Consider the following 17,741-nt stretch of genomic DNA (forward strand, 5'->3'; position numbering starts at 1 on the left):
AGTAACATGCCATATATTTACCTAAATATAAATGAAAACATTAAGCCATTATCGGTCGCATTTTATAATATTGCATACAACCAAATTGCACGGCATTAGTCAGCAACAACATGATAAACATAAGTAAGTGTGAAGTACTTGGTGTGGTATTTGTTAACTCAACAACTAAGCCACAAATGCCCGCTATGAACTGCAAACTAAAATAACGAGCACTTAAATTACTTACATCACCTGTGCGCAGCGTTTTGTAGGTTTGTGGCATTACGCGCACTGAGCTCATCACCAATCCTACATAGGTAAGTGCGTTGAGCACCCATGCGGTATCAAAGTTTGGACTTAATAACAGCGAAAACGGCATAAGCGAAAAGCCAAGCATAAGCACTAACTGAAGCCGTTCTTGCTTTGCGGCGTTGTAACGGGCAAAAAAGTACAAGATCAAGCCGCTTAATACGCCTGTTACAAAAAAAGGTAAAGCAATAAAGTATCGCTCAAAATAAATGTTATACGTTATGAAATAGAGACTCTGTGCGACTCCAAATGTCATCATCAGCAAAGATAAACCAGAAACACTTCTGTTTTTTCTAATTTTATTTAGCAATGGTAAAAAGCTAAAAAGTAAAATAAATGAAGACAAAATAGGCAAATAGTGCGCCAAAACAACCTCGCTGTTACATAACGGTTACTTTAATTACTTAATAAAAACATTTATTAAACATATGTTTTAAAAGGCTTTTACTGTGAGCGCGGCATTGTAGAGTGAAGTTAATTTAACTCAACTAAACAACAAAAACCCTTTTTTGTAACTGGAAACTTATATTTACAAAATATGTTATGTAATGTGCACAGTTTATTAATTTCCCGAATACTTACTCAACCACTATTAAATACAAATAACAATTGATATCATTTGCATATAAGTAATTTAGAAAACAATAACCCATGAGAAAAACACTTTTCAAAATTCATAGCTGGATTGCTCTCATTGCAATTATTCCATTAATTGTAATAAGTATTACCGGCAGTGTGCTTGTATTTAAAAGCGAGATAGATGGCTTACTTATGCCCGAAAGTCATTTTGTGATTAGCACTCAACCTGAACGTTTGAATATGGATGAGTTAATTTCCATCACTCAGAACGCTTACCCTGAGTATGTCATTGGTAGCTGGGAAATTTTTAACGACGATACTGCTGATCGGGTTTACTTAATCGAGCGCGAGTCGCAAGTTTGGTATAAATTTCATTTAAATCAATATACTGGTGATATTTTGTCAACTCCCGTGGGAACGAGCCATTATTTTACAGATTGGTTTTTAGAACTCCATTACACCTTTTTACTCAATGATTTAAAAAGCTTACCAGGCCAAACAGGCACCGTTTTTGGGTTCTTTTTTGCTTTATTTTTATTGGTGCTTGGAATAACCGGCCTCATTATTTACCGAAAGTTTTGGCAACGCCTATTTACCGTGCGTTGGCGCGCAACATTACAAATCGTATTAAGTGATATTCATAAAATGACTGGTGTTATTGGCTCACCTATTTTAATTGTTTTAGCTATAACCGGTGGTTATTTTAATGGTGCCGTTTGGTATCACGAAGTACTTGAACATGCTGAAGAAGAACATCATGCCCTAACCAAAAACCTGTATAGCAAAAATGTTTCCTTCCAAGATATTTTAGATGACAGCAAGCAACAAATAGCCACGTTCAACAGCACTTACTTGGTTATGCCATTAGAGCCTGACGACAACATTACTGTATTTGGTGAAGTAAATTCTAATAACCCACTGGCAAGTGAATACGCTAATACCGTTTCGTATAACAAAATCACTGGTGAGCATATTGCCAATTGGGATATACGCCAAGTAGGTCTTGGCTGGAAAGTGCTAGACAGCTTTCGTAAGCTTCATTTTGGTTACTTTGCTGGCCTAATAAGTAAAATACTGTGGAGTTTTATAGGGCTAAGCCCACTATGGCTAAGCGCTACTGGCTTTTATTTATGGTTCACACGCCGCAAACGTAAAAAACAATCGCAAAAAAATCGTTATAATAAACAACGAGCAATAACCGCTTGATTAAAAAGTCACCTCAATGTAATGTTAAAAATCACATTGAGGTGGCTTATGAAATCTATAGTATTAGTTACATTATTTTTGGTATTTTTAAGTGCATGTAAAAGCACTCCAACAACGCCTATAGTTGAGCAACCCCAGCTTACTGCGCTTATTAATCACACCCGCTTTAAACAAATAGACACTCCCACTGAGTTGAATATTTTTGAATTGCCAAACGCCGAAAAAAAACGCTTTTTAGCTTATGCCGACCAGCAGCAACTAAACGGTGTTAGAACCGATCGTATTATTTACAACTATTTAGAAAACCAACTTAGCGATTTTAAGTACCATGGCGATACATTAACGTCTGCACAAACTCTTACTCGCGAACAAGGTAACTGTATTAGTTTAGCGGTTCTTACTCAAAGTTATGCAAATGCGCTGGGTCTAGAAACCAGCTTTCAAGAAGTTACTAGCGAACCTGTGTATGCAAAAGAAAGTGGAATGGTCTATGTAGCTAATCATTTCAGAACCAAGGTATATGCACCAAAAGTTGAGAAAGAAGATAACATTATCCAGATTTTTCGCCCAGGTACCATTATCGATTATTTTCCTACTCGCGGTAGCTTTTATTCCGGCAGTGCCAGCTACAACGATTTGGTTGCGAAGTTTTATAGTAATTTAGCGGCTAAAGCACTAGCTAAAGAAAAGCTAAACACCGCTTATTCTTTTATTTTACAAGCTAACAACTTTACTCCGAATGATGCTGAGCTTTTTAATATGGCAGGTATTTTACATCGCCGTGCGGGCGATTTAAAAACAGCAGAAGTAATTTACGAAACAGCTATAAACAATAATCTATCGAATATAAATTTAATTAATAATTATCAATTATTAGCTAAACAACTTGGTAAAAGTGAACTTGCTGAGCAACTAACTAGTCAATTAGTTAATAAAGAGAAAGGCCCTTACGAACTGCTTGTTCTAGCAAAAAACGATTTACAAACCGGTTTTATTAATCGAGCAAAAGACCACTTAGAACTCGCTATCGTTAAAGCTCCCTATATTTCTGAGCTATACCTAGAGCTTGCTAAAATTCGCTACCAGCAAGGTAAAAAACAGCACACGAAGAGGCTAATTGAAAAAGCAATTGAGTATGAGCGAGACGATAAAAAGTTAAACGTATATCAAGCCAAATTGTTGTCGCTACAATATAAATAGCAGGCTAAATTGAACTGTGGTTAATCGATTTACTACCCACAGTTCAGATTAACTCATTAAATTTATTTAAAGCGAATAATAAAAGCTCAGCCATGCACGCATTTCATCGTCAAAGCTACTGCCCTCAACTCTCGACACACCCACATTAAATGTTAAATCGTTGACACCCGCAGGTCCCATGCCAAAGCTAAAGTCACCTTGATATTTTAAACCGTAACTTTGTGCATAAACGCTGTCATCTAATTGATGCTGAGTGTAATAAAGCCATGGCATACCTTCTTTATAAGTAACTCCGCCGCCATATCCTTGGTAACGCTCGGCAGTTGCACTATAAAAAGGCAGATCAGCTGCCAGCACAAATTCACTACTGTAGTGTTGATTAATAAGGTTCGAACTAAACCCGCCTAGCGCAAGGCGTGCATCGTCTCGCTGCTTTTGTGTGAAATTAATGTACAAAGGAGCGTTATACACCTTACCAAATATGCTCGCATCGAGGTCATACCCTTGCCAATTATTTTCACCTTTACCTTCGTACCAACGGGCATTAATACGCTGCCCTATAGCAAAAGCTTGGCGGTCATATTGCCAACTTTGAGCAAAACCGACACGCGTCCAACGAGTATGCCTTTGTTTGTAATCAGTATAGTTATAAGCAAGCTCAGGGGTTAAGCTTAATTGGCCAAACTTAAGTGGATAGCTCATTGCTACAAACCCACCAAGAGCATCTATTTCGTTATTTAAATTGCTTGGGCTTAAAGCTTGATATTGGCGTGAGGTATCTAAGTTGTAGTCATACAAAGCGAGTTTAAACTTAACATCAAGCGCATTGTATTTAGCGTTTACAAAGCCACCATGTAATGCATCATCGTTTAAGTCAATGCTATAACCGGCTTGCAGGTCTAGCTGCTTTAATAAATCACTGCTTTTAATACCCATACTTAATAAGCTGGTCGATGCAGAATAATACTGAGAACCCAACGCAAAGGTTGCATGCTGATCAAATATTGCATAATCGCGCGGTTCGCCAGCCTCTTGCGCGTATACTTTAGCCTCTGGCAATGTGTGCTCATTAACCATTAATAGCGGGGCTTTGTTATTAGCAGCTAAATCGGTCACCGTCGTTTTAATACTGGTATTCGCTAGGCTTTTTACATCAGGGCCGTCGGCATTAATCGATAAATAAAGCAGCGTTTCATCTTGCATTTCAATGGGGTGAGCAACCGCTTCTTGCCCATGTGTTAAACGCTTTAGGGTATTACTGGCTATATGGTAATTATAAATATCAGTCGTTTTATTTAATCCCGCAACAAAATAGATTGATTCGCCATTGTCACTAAAGCTAGGTTGGGTTAAATATTGATATCCGTTTGGCATAGGTACAGGCTGGCTAATACCACCATCAACATCTTGTATATACATCTGCCAGTTTTCGTTTAAAGAAGCTGATAAATAAACTAATTTTTTATTATCGGGGCTAAGCGTGGGGTAATCGTATGCAGTATTTAAGCTTTTTTTGAACAACGGCGTTATGGTGCCGGTATTAATATCTACTTTTACTAATTCAGAATAGCCATCACGTATTTGCTCTGCATACAAAGTGTCACCGTCGCTTGTTGCACTAAAGCGTCTTAGCCCTGCAAACTCGGTTAGCTTTTCTACGTTGCCGGTTTCAATGTTATAGCTAAATATATCAGACACCCGATTATAAATGCCGGACTCTTCAGTACTATAAGCATTAAAATACAGTGTTGTGCTATTTACCCATTGAGGGTTGGCTATACCTGCCCGATTTATTTGATTAAGCACTTGCTTTTGTTCACGCTTAAACACGCTCGGTGGCGAATCTGGTATATCGAGTGGGTCTTGCTTAATTAACTCATTTTGTGCCTTTTCAAAGCTCTCCATCGCTTTGGTGTTATCTTCGGTGCTATAAATAACGAGCTTAGTATTACGCTTTGCATCACGCTCAACTATTGCAAGCTTGCTGCCATCATGTGAAAGTGTTGGATTGCTTGCGTATAAATCAAGCTCTAGCCATAGCTCACTATCAAGTGGTTGCTCTCCTTGCTCTTGCTGCATGGCATTATACGTATATTCAGCAATAAAACGGCGATATAGCTTCGCTGCGCTTTGGCCAAACACACCTTCAAATGCTTCATCAAAATCACGCGACTTAACTGCCTGCATTCGGGTCCATACACTATCAAGTATTTGCTCAGAAAATGTTTGCTCTAGCCAATATAAAAACCGACTGCCCATCAAATAGGCCATAGAGCCACCCATAAAACCATTATCACTATTCAATTGCCCATAGGTTGGTAGCGCACCTTGTTGAGCAAATTCACGTAATATCGACTCAGAGTAATTATCAAATAAGCGCCCTCGTCCGGTCATTTTAGATTCAATTAACGTTGCATACCCTTCAGCAACCCAGCGCGGCGTATCACTGTAGGTTAAATCGTAAATATCCCACAAACCGCGCACTTTTTGCTGCCAGTGGTTGCGTGTAGGCTGGGCCAAATGCACTAAATGAATGTATTCGTGCAACACCAGTAACTGCTGCCAACCAGAACTGTTTGAAATCACCGTATCAGACTGCGGTGGGGTAGTAAAAAGTGCCATTACTGGGTTGCTTGATGTAGGCAAGGCAAACCCGTTCGCCGCATTTAAGGGGTCAAACACGACAACATCGACTATTTCATCGAGTGCACGATTTTGTTGTTCAAGCACTTTCGTGCGAACAATTTCAAGTTCAACCGCGGTCGATTTAGCAAAATCAATATGCTCAATGCTGTAGTGCACATTAAAATGCTCGGTATGAATGGTTTGCCAATCCGCAGCGAACGCGGGGGCAGCGAGCAACAAAGCTGAGGCAATGAGTGACTTTTTCACAATAATCCCTTAAGTAGCATTTTCAATAATGCTTAGAGTATTATTAAACTCACTGAGTTTGCAGTAAAAAAGTGTAATAAAGCATGTGCAAATGTGTTTTCGCACATACTTTATTGTTTGCAGAAATTACATCCAACTACGAGTGTCTGACTCAGCCTGTTTAAGCGTAAAATCAATCACAAAATCAGCGTCTTGCTCTTTTATGTATGGCATAAACGCAAAGCCATGAGCAAGTTGTATATACAGGCTTTTCAATCCTGATCTTCGCATTAAATAGGTACTTTCGCTGCTAGCACTTTGTACTTTATAAAGTTCAAACACACGATAATGTACGCCAATCATGCCTTTACGTACAACCATGTAAAATCGGCCATCATCTTCATGTAAATAGTAACCATAACGTTGATACGACAAGGTAACCAAGCCTGCAAATACAGCAAGCACACCCACGCTGATAAAGTAATTAAGCTCATTAAAATAACAAAACACAGCAACAAGTAGACTAGGTAACAATGCATACAAGACTAAGTTTTTATACCAAAGTGCTCGCTCTGCCTGCTTAAATGCCAGTGCGCTGTTGTTAAACCACGGGTAAATCCACTGGCATACGCTGTTTACTTGCTCGTTATTTAATACAGGTAAGACTAAGGTTTGTTTATTTTTTTTAGCGGCCATACCCGCCATTGCACCACCGCTACTCGCTTGCAAAAATTCAACGGTAAAGCGCTTAAGTAACCGGGCAATAATATTTTGCTTAATGACAATCGACTGCACTTTGTCTAAGCTCATCGATAACTGGTGGCGCTCTAATAAACCGGCAATGCGTTTAAACTTTTTACCTTTAAAATAAAGCTGATAATTATAAAACCGAATCAGCGACATTCCCACCGAAAGCAAAACAGCAATAAGTACCACAAGTACAAACATTGTGAATATAGCAAATAACGCTGCACTGGCTACAAGTCCAAGTTCTTGCTCGTAAAAGCCTTCTACTTTTGTGATTAATTGCTTTTCAAGCACATCGGCTACCACATTTATGAGTGGTGCAATGGCGGCTAGCGCTAAAATAGCCATGTTTGACATTAAACCAAACTTGGCTATTTCTTTGTTTGAAATAAACAAACTACTTTGCTCAGTAGCCTCGTCTGTTTCTACTTCACTGTCTGGCTCAAGTTGCTGTTGGGCCTTGTAAGCAAATATTTGCTTTCGCATTTGCTCTGCGTAACCTTGGGTTACGCCCGGCAATACAGCTTCTTGAGCCGCGCTACCTGCCGCATCAAAAATACAATTAACCAGCGTTACTGGTTTAAAGTAAAAAGGCTCAGCAATATTTACATTTTGTACTCGCTCAAATTTAAGCGTTAAACGTTCTTTTTTAAAAACGCCTTTATTAAGGAGTATTTCGTTATCGCTTGAAATACAAAACCTAAAGTTTCTGTAATATAAAACCGAGTATAAAAGCAAAGCACTTACAGCCACTGCTGCTGCAATTTGCCCCCAGAAGAGTTTGTTTTCTACTTGTGTAACAAATACAAAACCAAGCGGTAATAGGTTAAATATACCGTCGCGCACAAAACGCACACCAAAATGGACAACAAAATACAAAAGTGCCCAAGGCGATACTTTTTGCCACAATTGCACCTGGCCAGCATCCGTTTGTGTGGTATGAGGTGTAAAATCACTCATCGGCTGGTACAGCCTGAGTAGACGTTTGTTCTTGGCGGTAATTTTGAACAAACTGGCGCATATTTTTACAATCCGTGTGTGTAAGCCCGCTTACTTGCAAATCGGCACTCATGCCACCGGCGCTATACAGCTTTAAACTGGCTAAACCCAGCTTTCGCTCAATGGGGCCACGGTGTATTTCAATGTGCTGCACGCGCGCTAGCGGTAAAATAGTCACCCGCTGCCAAATAATTCCTTTTTTAAACGCAATGTCGTGCTGACGCATAGCCACACCTTGCAATTTAATACTCGCAACGCTGTAAAGCATAGAAGCGAGAATTAAAATAGGCATACCAATTAATAAATACGTTTGCGCGTTATTCGCAAAATTTTCGTTGAAGTAACAAATTGCGGCTAATATTGCGCTAAAAGGAATATAAAACACTAACCAGTTAAGCTGTGCATGCAGCAATGCTTTATCGGCAAGCGCTTTAAATTCAATGTTTTTATGCTGTGGTAAATCCGTTATTTGCTGATTGTTAAACACACTATTTCCTATACTGTTTTTATTATTTTATTCGCACACAAAGCCTAATTAGGCATATCTTATTATGCCCATTCTATAGATGTTACCAACGTGTGGCTTTGCTGTGGTGCAAGAGTAACAGCATCATCTAATACATTGGCGGCTTCTAGGCATAACATGGTTTTGTATTCATCGTCAGCAAAATTAGACAAGCGCTTTGATTTTTCAATCCACGGATTCCAAAGCACACACGAACTAGAGTTTGCTCGCCCAACTTTAATAACGCCTTCGGGCGTATTTATGTATTGAATAGGTGTGGCTTGGGTGTAAACCATATCGGTTTCACGTTCAAATCCAACAACCGCTTGTTGCGTAAAAGGTCCTTCAGCAAATTCAATATATTGCGCACCTTGTAAGCCGTCAACGTGTGTATTAGTAATATCTGACGTTGGAAAATATGTATGCAACGCTTGTGTATAGCTAAACGCCGTATCGCCTAAGTTTGTTGTGGTTAATCTCACCTCAAGCGAATCACTTAAAACAAATTCCACCTTCAATGCCGACTGATGCGGCCAATATTCAGTGTTCACCAACTTCATGGGTAGCTTTAAACTCACCGTAATACATTCCTCAGTTTCATTAACCTCATCAGCTTGCCACAAGCTGGTTCGGGCAAAACCGTGTGCGGGCCAACCACCGTTAGCATGTGTCCCAAACCAAGGCCAACAAATAGGAATACCACCGCGAATACTCATGCCTTCTGAGAAAGTTTCATTACCCGACACCCAAATAAGAGGTTGCTTGCCCTTAGGTGTAAATTGCGTAATTTGGCCACCTTGCAAAAATATTTTTGCATTGCACAAATCACTTTCAATATTAATAAATTCAAGACCGGTTTCGGTGTGTTCAATGCTCACTGATGGCGATAATTTCATGCCTTTCCCTTTAATATTAATAATCACAACGTTCAATACTCTTACATATAACGTAAAGTATAAACCAAGCAAATAAGTTTTTGCTTATTCAGACAATCATTGTGAGCATATTGATAGTTGTATATCATGCACTTACTTAATTTACACTTTAATTAATTACACACTAAACGCATAAAATGAATTGTAAAAAAAGCAATTTGAGCCGTGTATTTAATAGTGCAAACGTAGCTAAAATGCTTAACGAAGCACTCCCACCTATAAAAAACCTTAACTAAAGGGGTATTGCTTTAAGGTAAATTAGTTTCTACTCTAATTAATAAAAACGAGTAACAGCAGTAAAAAATTAAATTTTTAATTTGAATTCAATTTATTTGATGTGTAACATTTCGCGATTATGGCAAAGCATCGCTTTTCGACGAGATAAACACATGCAAAAATATGACGAGTTATTGGTATCTTTACGTAAAGTGATCCGAGCGATTGATTTACACTCAAAGCAACTTAATAAAACAGCCGGCTTAACTGGCCCACAACTGCTTATAATGCACGAAGTGTCTCAAACTGATGGCATCACTGCTAGCCGCATTGCACAAAATGTAAATTTAAGCCCAGCGACCGTAACTAATATTCTCGACAGAATTGAAAGCAGAGATCTGGTCACACGCGTTCGAAGCCAAATGGATAAACGTCGAGTGAGCTTACACCTCACCGAAAAAGGGAAAGAATTACTACTTAAAGCCCCTCAACCATTACAAGAACACTTCATAGAAAAGTTTTCTGGTCTGGCTGAATGGGAGCAGTCTTTATTACTTTCATCTATGCAGCGTATTGCAGCCATGATGGATGCAGATAAATTAGATGCATCTCCCTTACTTGAAGTGGGCGCACTTACACAAGCGCCTAAAGAATAAAAAACGAACAATAAAAAATATAATGGTTTTGTACTAAGCTCTTAACCCAAGGTGTTATTAATATCTTGGGTTTTTATTTTTAACCAAACGAAAAGAAGCAGCTAATATGACCAAACTCTCAAAATTATCGCTCGCATTTATTTTAGGTAGTGTTTCGAGTACTTCTTACGCCACCGATATCGACACGCTTCAAAGTCAATTAAAACAACTACAGCAGCAAATGAAGCTGCTTGAACAAAAACTAGTTGAAGAAAAATCTAAACAGCAAAAAATTAACGAAAAACACCAAGAGCAAGTTGCACTTATCGAGAAAAAAGCTGACCAAAACGTTGTGGTGGCAGAAGCGCCGAAAGAAAAAAGCAGCGGCATAAAGGTCGGCGGTGCTATTCGTACAAACTTTAGTTATGCATCGTATGATGACGATAACGAAGACCGCGGCGGCGACTTCGATTTTGACGTTTTTAGACTTAATTTTTCTGGTGATGTAGGCGACGTTATTCTTAACGCAGAAATTCGCTTTTTTGATTACATGACCGCAGTAAAATATGCTTATGCAGCGTACGATTTTGCAGACGATTGGCAAGTACAAGCAGGTATCACCAAAGTACCCTTTGGTAACTGGCCTTATAATTCTCACAACTGGTTTTTTAACACCACCTATTACATCGGTTTAGAAGATGATCACGATTTAGGCATCATGTTTAAACGTAAAATTGCAGATAACTGGCAATTAGATCTTGGCTTTTTCAAAAACGATGAGCTTGGTGGCGTAGATGGCTACGTTGACAACCGCAGCGATCGCTATTCATACGATGTAGTTGGCGTAAGAGCCCCAGAAGACGGCATTTACGCAGAACCTGTAACCCAAATAGGCGAATACAATACGTTTTCGGGCCGTTACGGTTACCATTTTGAACATGACGGCGGCACAACCGAGTTAGGTTTTTCTGCGTTATCTGGCGGGTTACATGACGGTAATGACCGCGCGGGCGACTATTATGCATGGGCTATGCACCTAAATAGCAATATTGATGCATGGAACTTTCAGCTTCAACATGGTGAATACAACTACGACATAGATAATATTGATCGTATGGCCGTAGGTGCTTACTCGTTTTACGACAGTATTGCCGCAGAAGCAACCATGACCAATGCAAACATCGCTTACAGCATGCCAGTTGAGTGGGGCCCAGTGACAGGCCTACAATTTTATAACGATTACGGGATTATCTACGATAAATCTGACAACAGCGCAGATACGTGGATGAACGTGACGGGTGTTTCTGTAGCCGCTGGCGGCTTGTTTACCTACTTTGATTTTGTACATGCTAATAACCAACCTTTCGTTGGTGGATCGATTGCAGGTGACAGCAGCGAAACAGAAAAACGCTTTAATATAAACATTGGTTATTATTTTTAATAACTAGTGTTTAGTCTACAAAAAAGGGCATACTGGGTATGTCCTTTTTTATTGGAATAGCGTTTTAGCTTTATAATAAATGTAAAATTGGCCTACACTTTAAATTAGTCGCCACTCACTATAGCGCCGTCAATGAATATAAAATCGTCACTTATCTGTTATAAAAATGTAGGGTTAAAAATGCTAGGCTTAACCTTAGTGGCGCTAGGCATTGTAGGCATTATGCTTCCGGTCATGCCCACGACTATATTTTTTATTTTGGCGCTCACTTGTTTTACTCGCTCATCTCCTGCACTTGCAAATTGGTTACTTAATCACCCTCGCTATGGTGTTACCTTGCAGCAATGGCAAGCTCACAAAGTGGTACCAACTAAAGCTAAGTACTTTGCCGCTATTGGTATGCTTACTGGCTTTATACTTTTACTTAACTCAACAGCACCTAATTGGGTTGTATACCTTGTAGCAGCAATAGAAATTGCGGTTATGATTTACCTTATTTTAAGACCCTCACAACCCCCTCAGCACTAAACCTCGTTTAAACGCACTAACTAGCTTAAAAATTATTTAGCCAGAATTCAGGGGTTTTAAAATATTAATGTAAAGTTACGTAAGTAAATTTGTAATAAGTAATGCAAATCATTATCATGTAATAAATTTTATTACATTAAATTATTTATGTCGTTTATTAATAAGCGAGCTTTGTACAGTACAAGCCGTGCCCTACATATTTACATTTCTACCGCTTTGTTTTTTTTACTCATTCTATTTTGTGTTAGTGGTATTGTACTTAACCATGTTGACTGGCTTAAAAACGATAAAAGTAACGGGCACGTCACTGCAACTATTCCAGCTGAGCTTGTAACCAAAGCCAACGCACAGCTAAATACACTGCCTTCGCTTTACCCAGAAATAGAAGCCTATCTAGCTACACAATACTCACTCACCAAGGTAAAAAGTATTGAATGGGAAAAAGAAGACGCACTTGTCATGCTCGACTACCCCCTTCCGGCCGGTTTTGCTTACGCTGAGCTTGACTTTACAACTGGCGAGCTAAACCTCGATTACCAAACAGGCGGCTTTTTAAGCCTTATTGGCGATTTACATAAAGGTCGCTACACCGGTGAAGTATGGAGCTGGGTAATTGATATTTCAGCGGTATTAATGATTATTTTTGCCATTACCGGCATGATTATTTTGTTTCAAAACAGAAAAAAACGCTTAGCAGGTATATGGATAACCGTTTTAGGCATCGCAACGCCATTGGTTATTTATTTATGCTGGGTACCACAAATTAAAGGAGTGTCTTAATGTTAAAAGTTAGTACTGTATTTAGCGCAGCATTATTAATGGTTGCCGCACTATTTCAAACAACGGTTCAGGCACAAACGCCGCAGCTAGAGATTGAACTCACCCTACCCGACCTTGATGTACAACCTTATCATCGACCGTACGTTGCTGTGTGGCTAGAAACACCAGAGCGCAAACACGTAACAACGCTTGCACTTTGGGTTCAAAAAGCCGAGTGGTTTAAAGACTTACGCCAATGGTGGCGTAAAGCAGGTAAAACCAATATTAACTTTGACGGTATAAGTGGCGCCACTAAGCGCGCTGGTACTTATACAATTGATTGGCAAGGTAAAGATTTAGACGGCAACGCCGTAGCACCTGGTAAATACCTTTTAAATATTGAAGTTGTTCGTGAAGAAGGAGGCCGTGATTACAAACGCCTCGAACTCGATTTAACAAAGCCAGGTAAAATTACCATCGATGGTAAAAAAGAGTTTTCAACCAGTTTTGTTACCGTAAACGCTAAGTAGTAGCTATTTATAATTCGAATTTAAAGGACAGAAAAATGAAAATTAATTTATTAAAAACAGCATTAATTGGCGCACTTAGCTTATCAGCGCTGGTATCTACATCAGCCAGCGCACATGGCCGTTGGTTATTACCATCACACACCTCACTTTCTGGCGATAAAGCGCATTATGTAATGATTGATGCGAGTATTTCTAACGAAATGTTTGCCCCCGATAAAGCCTTTAAGCCAAAAGAAAAAGACGCTCAATGGGACGACACATTACTCATGGCGCTTATGCCAAACGGCGAGCCGGTTAGCGACACTATTCGTGCTTATTACTTAAAACGCAAAAGCTCAGCCGCAGTTAGTTTAACTGAACAGGGCACCTACCACATTGCAATGACACAAAAGCCAATGTACATGACCTTTTATAAAGATGAAGAAGGTAAACGCAAACGTGTATTTGGCAAAAAAACAGACGCTAAATTACCTAGCAACGCTCAAGGCGTACGCACCACTAAAGTGATTTCAACGGTAGACACGTTTGTAAGCCGTAACGGTACATCTAAGCCTGCATTATTAGGTTTAGGCCTTGAACTAAGTGGCCCAACCCATCCGAACGATTTATTTGTAGGCGAGCAAGCGCGTTTTCAATTACTACAAGACGGCAAGCCTGCAGGCGAAGGTATTGAAGTAAATATTTTAAGAGGCGACACTCGCTACCGTAACGAACGCGGCGAAGTAAAAGTAACCACCGATAAAAACGGCTTCTTTACAACAACATGGAACGCACCGGGTATCTATTTAATTGAAACCGCCACCGAAGTTGATGTAAAGGAAGAAGGCGTAGATTCAGGTCGTTATGCTTTATTTACAACGCTTGAAGTAGCGCCTGAGTAATTATTTTGGCATTTATTTAAACGTATTTTTTAAGCCAAGTTTTTAACTTGGCTTTTTTATGCCTATCACTTTTTTTCAATCTCCCTTTTACTTTTATTGATTTCTCAACCATTCGCCACAAGATTACAACAGTAACGATCTAACCGTCTATAACGTACGTAAACAGTGGCCTTACTTATTAAAAACGTGAATAACATAGATGGTTTTTATCTTTGCACGTAGTTGAGCGCTTCTATATGATTCGCTCCTTTTTCAAACTCACCAAAACAACGACGTTCTTAAGGAACATAAATGACTTTTAAGCGTTTATCAGCCAATAAATTAGCACTTAGCCTGGCCGTAACCTCTGCACTTGGCGGCTCTTTTGTTACAGCTAATGCAGCAGAGCAAGATACTCAGGCACAAGAGAATATCGAAGTAATCTCAGTAACAGGTACTCGCCGTAGTTTGCGAAGTATTGCTGAAAGCTCAGTGCCAGTAGATATTATTACTAGCAGCGACATGGCAAGCACAGGCCAACTTGAGATTAGCCAAGTTCTTGCCAACCAAGTGCCTAGCTTTAACTTTCCAAGTGCCACTTTAGGTGATGGAACAGACCACGCAAAACCTGCTGTACTGCGCGGCTTAGCGCCCGATCACACTTTAGTGCTTATCAATGGTAAACGCCGTCACTCTGGCGCGCTTTTAAACTTAGCGGGTGTTGTAGGTAGAGGATCTACTGCGGTAGATTTAAACATGATCCCTACATCAGCCATTAAGCGCGTAGAAGTACTTCGCGATGGCGCTGCAGCGCAATACGGCTCTGATGCCATTGCTGGGGTGATTAATATTGTTTTAAAAGATGCCTCTGAAGGCGGTAGTGTAAGCGTAACCTATGGTGAATACGATACACAAATGGCGGGCGCACCGAACTTAGAAAGCACCTACGCAGATGCAAACGGTGACCTTGCATTTAACCTAGGTGATGACCGCGAAATTAGCGATGGCGCCACACGCACAATTAGCGCTAACTCTGGATTTGCATTATCAGACAGCGGCTTTGTAAACGTATCGATTGAATACCGCGATAACAGCCCAACACAACGCTCTGGTTTTGACCCTCGCGAGCAATATAGCCGCCTTGACGATGGCAGCCTAGACCCGCGCGAATTTACTATTGACCGTTACAACCATCGTTTTGGTAAAGCTGACCTTGAAGATTACGCTTTATTTTACAATATGGGTTACGAGCTAGATAACAGCCTAAACCTGTATTCATTTGGTAGCTACTCAAAACGAGAAGGTAACTCAGGTGGCTTTTACCGCCGTGCGCAAGACAGCCGTAACGTATTAGCACTTTACCCAGATGGCTTTTTACCGCAAATTGAAACCGATGTTGAAGACTACTCATTTGCCCTAGGTCTAGAAGGTGAAACGGGCGACTGGACATGGGATGTAAGTACCAACTATGGCCGTAACGACTTTGCATTGGGCGTTGTAAATAGCTTAAATACGTCTTTGGGTGCCACCAGCCCCACCGAATTTGATAACGGCGCACTAGTTTATGACCAATTTATAATCAATGGTGATGCCAGCACAACCCTTGATTTAGGATTACCTGACGACGTATTTTTTACTCTAGGTGCTGAATACCGCCACGAAAGCTATAAAATAGAACAGGGTGAAGAAGCCTCTTACATTACTGCACTTGATAGCAATGGCAACCCAATTGCTGCCGGTGGCGCACAGGTACTTTCGGGTTTTGGTCCAGAAAGCGTAACAGATGAAAGCCGCCATAACGTTGCACTATTTGTTGAGTTTGACACCTACCTAACCGACAACTGGAACATGGTTTTAGCAAGCCGCTACGAAGATTACAGCGACTTTGGCAACACCTTTACCTCAAAGCTTGCAACACGTTACAGCGTAAACGAAAACTTATCGCTACGTGGGGCAATTAGCACAGGTTTCCGTGCACCATCGCTTGCACAAAGCTCGTATCGCCAAATTTCAACCGTACTTGAAAACAACCAAGCGTTTGAAGTAGGTCTATTCCCAACAGATGCACCCGCAGCGCAAGCCCTTGGCGCAAAACAGTTAGACGCTGAAGACTCAGTTAACTTAACTGCTGGCTTTGTTTACACCCAAGGTAACTTTAGCTTAACGGTTGATGCCTACCGTATTGATATTGATGACCGTATTGTACTCTCGGAAAACTTAAGCGGTGCCGCAGTACAGCAAATTTTAGCGGATGCTGGTGAGTTAAATACCGAAAGCGTACGCTACTTTACTAACGCAATTGACTCACGCACGCAAGGCGTAGACATTGTTGCAACTTACCTACTTCAGTTAGATAACTTTGGCGATGTGCGCTTAAACGCAGCGGCTAACTTTAACGACACCGAAGTGACACACGTTGACGATAATCCTGAACAACTAAACTCTTTAGGTGACGACTACGTTGTATTTGCACGCCGTGAAGTAGGTCGTTTTGAAGAAGGTACACCAGACAACAAACTGAATCTGTCGGCCGTGTGGAACTTTAACGAATGGCAAACAACGTTACGTGCAACACGTTACGGTGAAGTTGCTGATATTTCCACAACAAGCGATCGCGATGAATACCTAGACGCCAAATGGATAACCGATTTAGAAGTGGCATATCGTCCTAATGACGAATGGAAATTTGCACTGGGTGCCAATAACTTATTTGACCAATACCCGCAAGCTACGGTCGATAACATTGGTTACTCTACCTTTAGCCAAATATTCCCGTACACACCCTATACACCGTACAGTTTAGATGGTCGCTTTTTATACGGTAACATTACTTACAGCTTTTAATTTGTATAATTAAAACCAGTCGTTAAAACAAAAAGGATGCGCTATGCATCCTTTTTATTAATAGTTAGTAATTTTAACCACTAATTAGTCTTTTAATTTTTAGCAAAAAACCAAATTCATTATAAAACAAACACTTAAATTTAGGCCCCATTATTGCTCTAGTCTTGTTATATTAACAAATAACGTCACATTAAAAGGACTAACCATGAGCTCATCAACTGTATCTACCATTGCTAAACCACTTTCGCTAATTAGCGGTATTTTATTATTAAGTGGCTGCGTGTTTCATATTTCGCCAAGCGTTGCATCGGTAAAACAAACACAGCAACTTACATTACCTAGCAATAACCTTGAATACCTAGACGTATTAAGCGGCGCAGGTTCACTTAAAATAATGGGCTCATCAACAGCAACCAGTATTAATGTTGACGCCACTATTTACACAGCCGATATTGACGATGAATACGAACTCACACTCGTTCAGAGTGGAACCAAAGCAAAGCTTGTTGCCCAAAATACAAGTAATAATGGAATTAGCTTTTACAGCGGTCAATCGCCAAGCATTAATTTAGTGGTCACCGTCCCTAACAACCTTAAG

14 protein-coding genes and 1 pseudogene are annotated in these 17,741 nt (G+C 40.1%); 10 read left to right on the forward strand and 5 right to left on the reverse strand.

Going from position 1 to position 17,741, the window contains the following annotated elements; genetic code table 11:
* Positions 1 to 40 precede the first annotated feature (40 nt).
* Positions 41 to 655, reverse strand: a complete 615-nt coding sequence (locus tag BCG07_RS15825; RefSeq protein ID WP_006792508.1) for a SemiSWEET family transporter — start codon at positions 653 to 655, stop codon at positions 41 to 43.
* A 284-nt stretch (positions 656 to 939) separates the two neighbouring features.
* Here BCG07_RS15825 and BCG07_RS15830 point away from each other — a divergent pair, with 284 nt between their 5' ends.
* Both BCG07_RS15830 and BCG07_RS15835 read left to right on the forward strand, forming a co-directional pair.
* Positions 940 to 2,073 carry a PepSY-associated TM helix domain-containing protein gene (locus BCG07_RS15830; protein WP_286891044.1) on the forward strand — a complete coding sequence of 378 codons (1,134 nt, stop codon included), beginning with the start codon at positions 940 to 942 and terminating at the stop codon, positions 2,071 to 2,073.
* Between the two features lie 48 nt (positions 2,074 to 2,121).
* Positions 2,122 to 3,273 carry a tetratricopeptide repeat protein gene (locus BCG07_RS15835; protein ID WP_286891046.1) on the forward strand — a complete coding sequence of 384 codons (1,152 nt, stop codon included), beginning with the start codon at positions 2,122 to 2,124 and terminating at the stop codon, positions 3,271 to 3,273.
* A gap of 66 nt (positions 3,274 to 3,339) precedes the next feature.
* Here the strand turns inward: BCG07_RS15835 and BCG07_RS15840 are convergent, their stop codons facing one another.
* From BCG07_RS15840 to BCG07_RS15855, 4 genes are all read right to left on the reverse strand, one after another.
* Positions 3,340 to 6,165, reverse strand: a complete 2,826-nt coding sequence (locus tag BCG07_RS15840; protein WP_286891048.1) for a TolB family protein — start codon at positions 6,163 to 6,165, stop codon at positions 3,340 to 3,342.
* Between the two features lie 126 nt (positions 6,166 to 6,291).
* Complete coding sequence (locus BCG07_RS15845; RefSeq protein WP_243532094.1) at positions 6,292 to 7,851, reverse strand: PH domain-containing protein; 1,560 nt, start codon at positions 7,849 to 7,851, stop codon at positions 6,292 to 6,294.
* On the reverse strand, positions 7,844 to 8,377 hold the full coding sequence (locus BCG07_RS15850; protein WP_243532096.1) for a PH domain-containing protein: 534 nt from the start codon (positions 8,375 to 8,377) through the stop codon (positions 7,844 to 7,846). Before BCG07_RS15850 ends, BCG07_RS15845 begins: the two co-directional genes overlap by 8 nt.
* A 62-nt stretch (positions 8,378 to 8,439) precedes the next feature.
* On the reverse strand, positions 8,440 to 9,291 hold the full coding sequence (locus tag BCG07_RS15855; protein ID WP_243532098.1) for a D-hexose-6-phosphate mutarotase: 852 nt from the start codon (positions 9,289 to 9,291) through the stop codon (positions 8,440 to 8,442).
* A 428-nt stretch (positions 9,292 to 9,719) separates the two neighbouring features.
* Here BCG07_RS15855 and BCG07_RS15860 point away from each other — a divergent pair, with 428 nt between their 5' ends.
* The 8 genes and pseudogenes from BCG07_RS15860 to BCG07_RS15895 all read left to right on the forward strand — a co-directional run.
* Positions 9,720 to 10,202 (forward strand): MarR family winged helix-turn-helix transcriptional regulator, encoded by a 483-nt coding sequence (locus BCG07_RS15860; protein WP_008131907.1) that lies wholly within the window; start codon positions 9,720 to 9,722, stop codon positions 10,200 to 10,202.
* 106 nt (positions 10,203 to 10,308) lie between these two features.
* Complete coding sequence (locus BCG07_RS15865) at positions 10,309 to 11,622, forward strand: porin (RefSeq protein WP_010557898.1); 1,314 nt, start codon at positions 10,309 to 10,311, stop codon at positions 11,620 to 11,622.
* A gap of 132 nt (positions 11,623 to 11,754) precedes the next feature.
* Positions 11,755 to 12,150, forward strand: a complete 396-nt coding sequence (locus BCG07_RS15870; protein WP_243532100.1) for a YbaN family protein — start codon at positions 11,755 to 11,757, stop codon at positions 12,148 to 12,150.
* A 147-nt stretch (positions 12,151 to 12,297) separates the two neighbouring features.
* Positions 12,298 to 12,930, forward strand: a complete 633-nt coding sequence (locus BCG07_RS15875) for a PepSY-associated TM helix domain-containing protein (RefSeq protein WP_243532103.1) — start codon at positions 12,298 to 12,300, stop codon at positions 12,928 to 12,930.
* Positions 12,930 to 13,439 carry a DUF2271 domain-containing protein gene (locus BCG07_RS15880; protein ID WP_006792520.1) on the forward strand — a complete coding sequence of 170 codons (510 nt, stop codon included), beginning with the start codon at positions 12,930 to 12,932 and terminating at the stop codon, positions 13,437 to 13,439. Before BCG07_RS15875 ends, BCG07_RS15880 begins: the two co-directional genes overlap by 1 nt.
* A gap of 35 nt (positions 13,440 to 13,474) precedes the next feature.
* On the forward strand, positions 13,475 to 14,320 hold the full coding sequence (locus BCG07_RS15885; RefSeq protein WP_243532105.1) for a DUF4198 domain-containing protein: 846 nt from the start codon (positions 13,475 to 13,477) through the stop codon (positions 14,318 to 14,320).
* A 291-nt stretch (positions 14,321 to 14,611) separates the two neighbouring features.
* On the forward strand, positions 14,612 to 17,143 hold the full coding sequence (locus BCG07_RS15890; protein ID WP_243532107.1) for a TonB-dependent receptor plug domain-containing protein: 2,532 nt from the start codon (positions 14,612 to 14,614) through the stop codon (positions 17,141 to 17,143).
* A gap of 205 nt (positions 17,144 to 17,348) precedes the next feature.
* Positions 17,349 to 17,741 (forward strand): annotated as a pseudogene (locus BCG07_RS15895) (DUF4097 family beta strand repeat-containing protein); the annotation flags it as partial.

Source organism: Pseudoalteromonas sp. ESRF-bin5 (assembly GCF_002632075.1).
In the GTDB taxonomy this organism is placed as follows: domain Bacteria; phylum Pseudomonadota; class Gammaproteobacteria; order Enterobacterales; family Alteromonadaceae; genus Pseudoalteromonas; species Pseudoalteromonas marina.

What these genes read in the sequence shown, in the direction of transcription:
- BCG07_RS15830 (WP_286891044.1), top strand. Translation starts at nt 940, where the DNA reads ATGAGAAAAACACTTTTCAAAATTCATAGCTGGATTGCTCTCATTGCA.
- BCG07_RS15835 (WP_286891046.1), top strand. Translation starts at nt 2,122, where the DNA reads ATGAAATCTATAGTATTAGTTACATTATTTTTGGTATTTTTAAGTGCA.
- BCG07_RS15845 (WP_243532094.1), bottom strand. Translation starts at nt 7,851, where the DNA reads ATGAGTGATTTTACACCTCATACCACACAAACGGATGCTGGCCAGGTG.
- BCG07_RS15855 (WP_243532098.1), bottom strand. Translation starts at nt 9,291, where the DNA reads ATGAAATTATCGCCATCAGTGAGCATTGAACACACCGAAACCGGTCTT.
- BCG07_RS15860 (WP_008131907.1), top strand. Translation starts at nt 9,720, where the DNA reads ATGCAAAAATATGACGAGTTATTGGTATCTTTACGTAAAGTGATCCGA.
- BCG07_RS15865 (WP_010557898.1), top strand. Translation starts at nt 10,309, where the DNA reads ATGACCAAACTCTCAAAATTATCGCTCGCATTTATTTTAGGTAGTGTT.
- BCG07_RS15870 (WP_243532100.1), top strand. Translation starts at nt 11,755, where the DNA reads ATGAATATAAAATCGTCACTTATCTGTTATAAAAATGTAGGGTTAAAA.
- BCG07_RS15875 (WP_243532103.1), top strand. Translation starts at nt 12,298, where the DNA reads ATGTCGTTTATTAATAAGCGAGCTTTGTACAGTACAAGCCGTGCCCTA.
- BCG07_RS15880 (WP_006792520.1), top strand. Translation starts at nt 12,930, where the DNA reads ATGTTAAAAGTTAGTACTGTATTTAGCGCAGCATTATTAATGGTTGCC.
- BCG07_RS15885 (WP_243532105.1), top strand. Translation starts at nt 13,475, where the DNA reads ATGAAAATTAATTTATTAAAAACAGCATTAATTGGCGCACTTAGCTTA.
- BCG07_RS15890 (WP_243532107.1), top strand. Translation starts at nt 14,612, where the DNA reads ATGACTTTTAAGCGTTTATCAGCCAATAAATTAGCACTTAGCCTGGCC.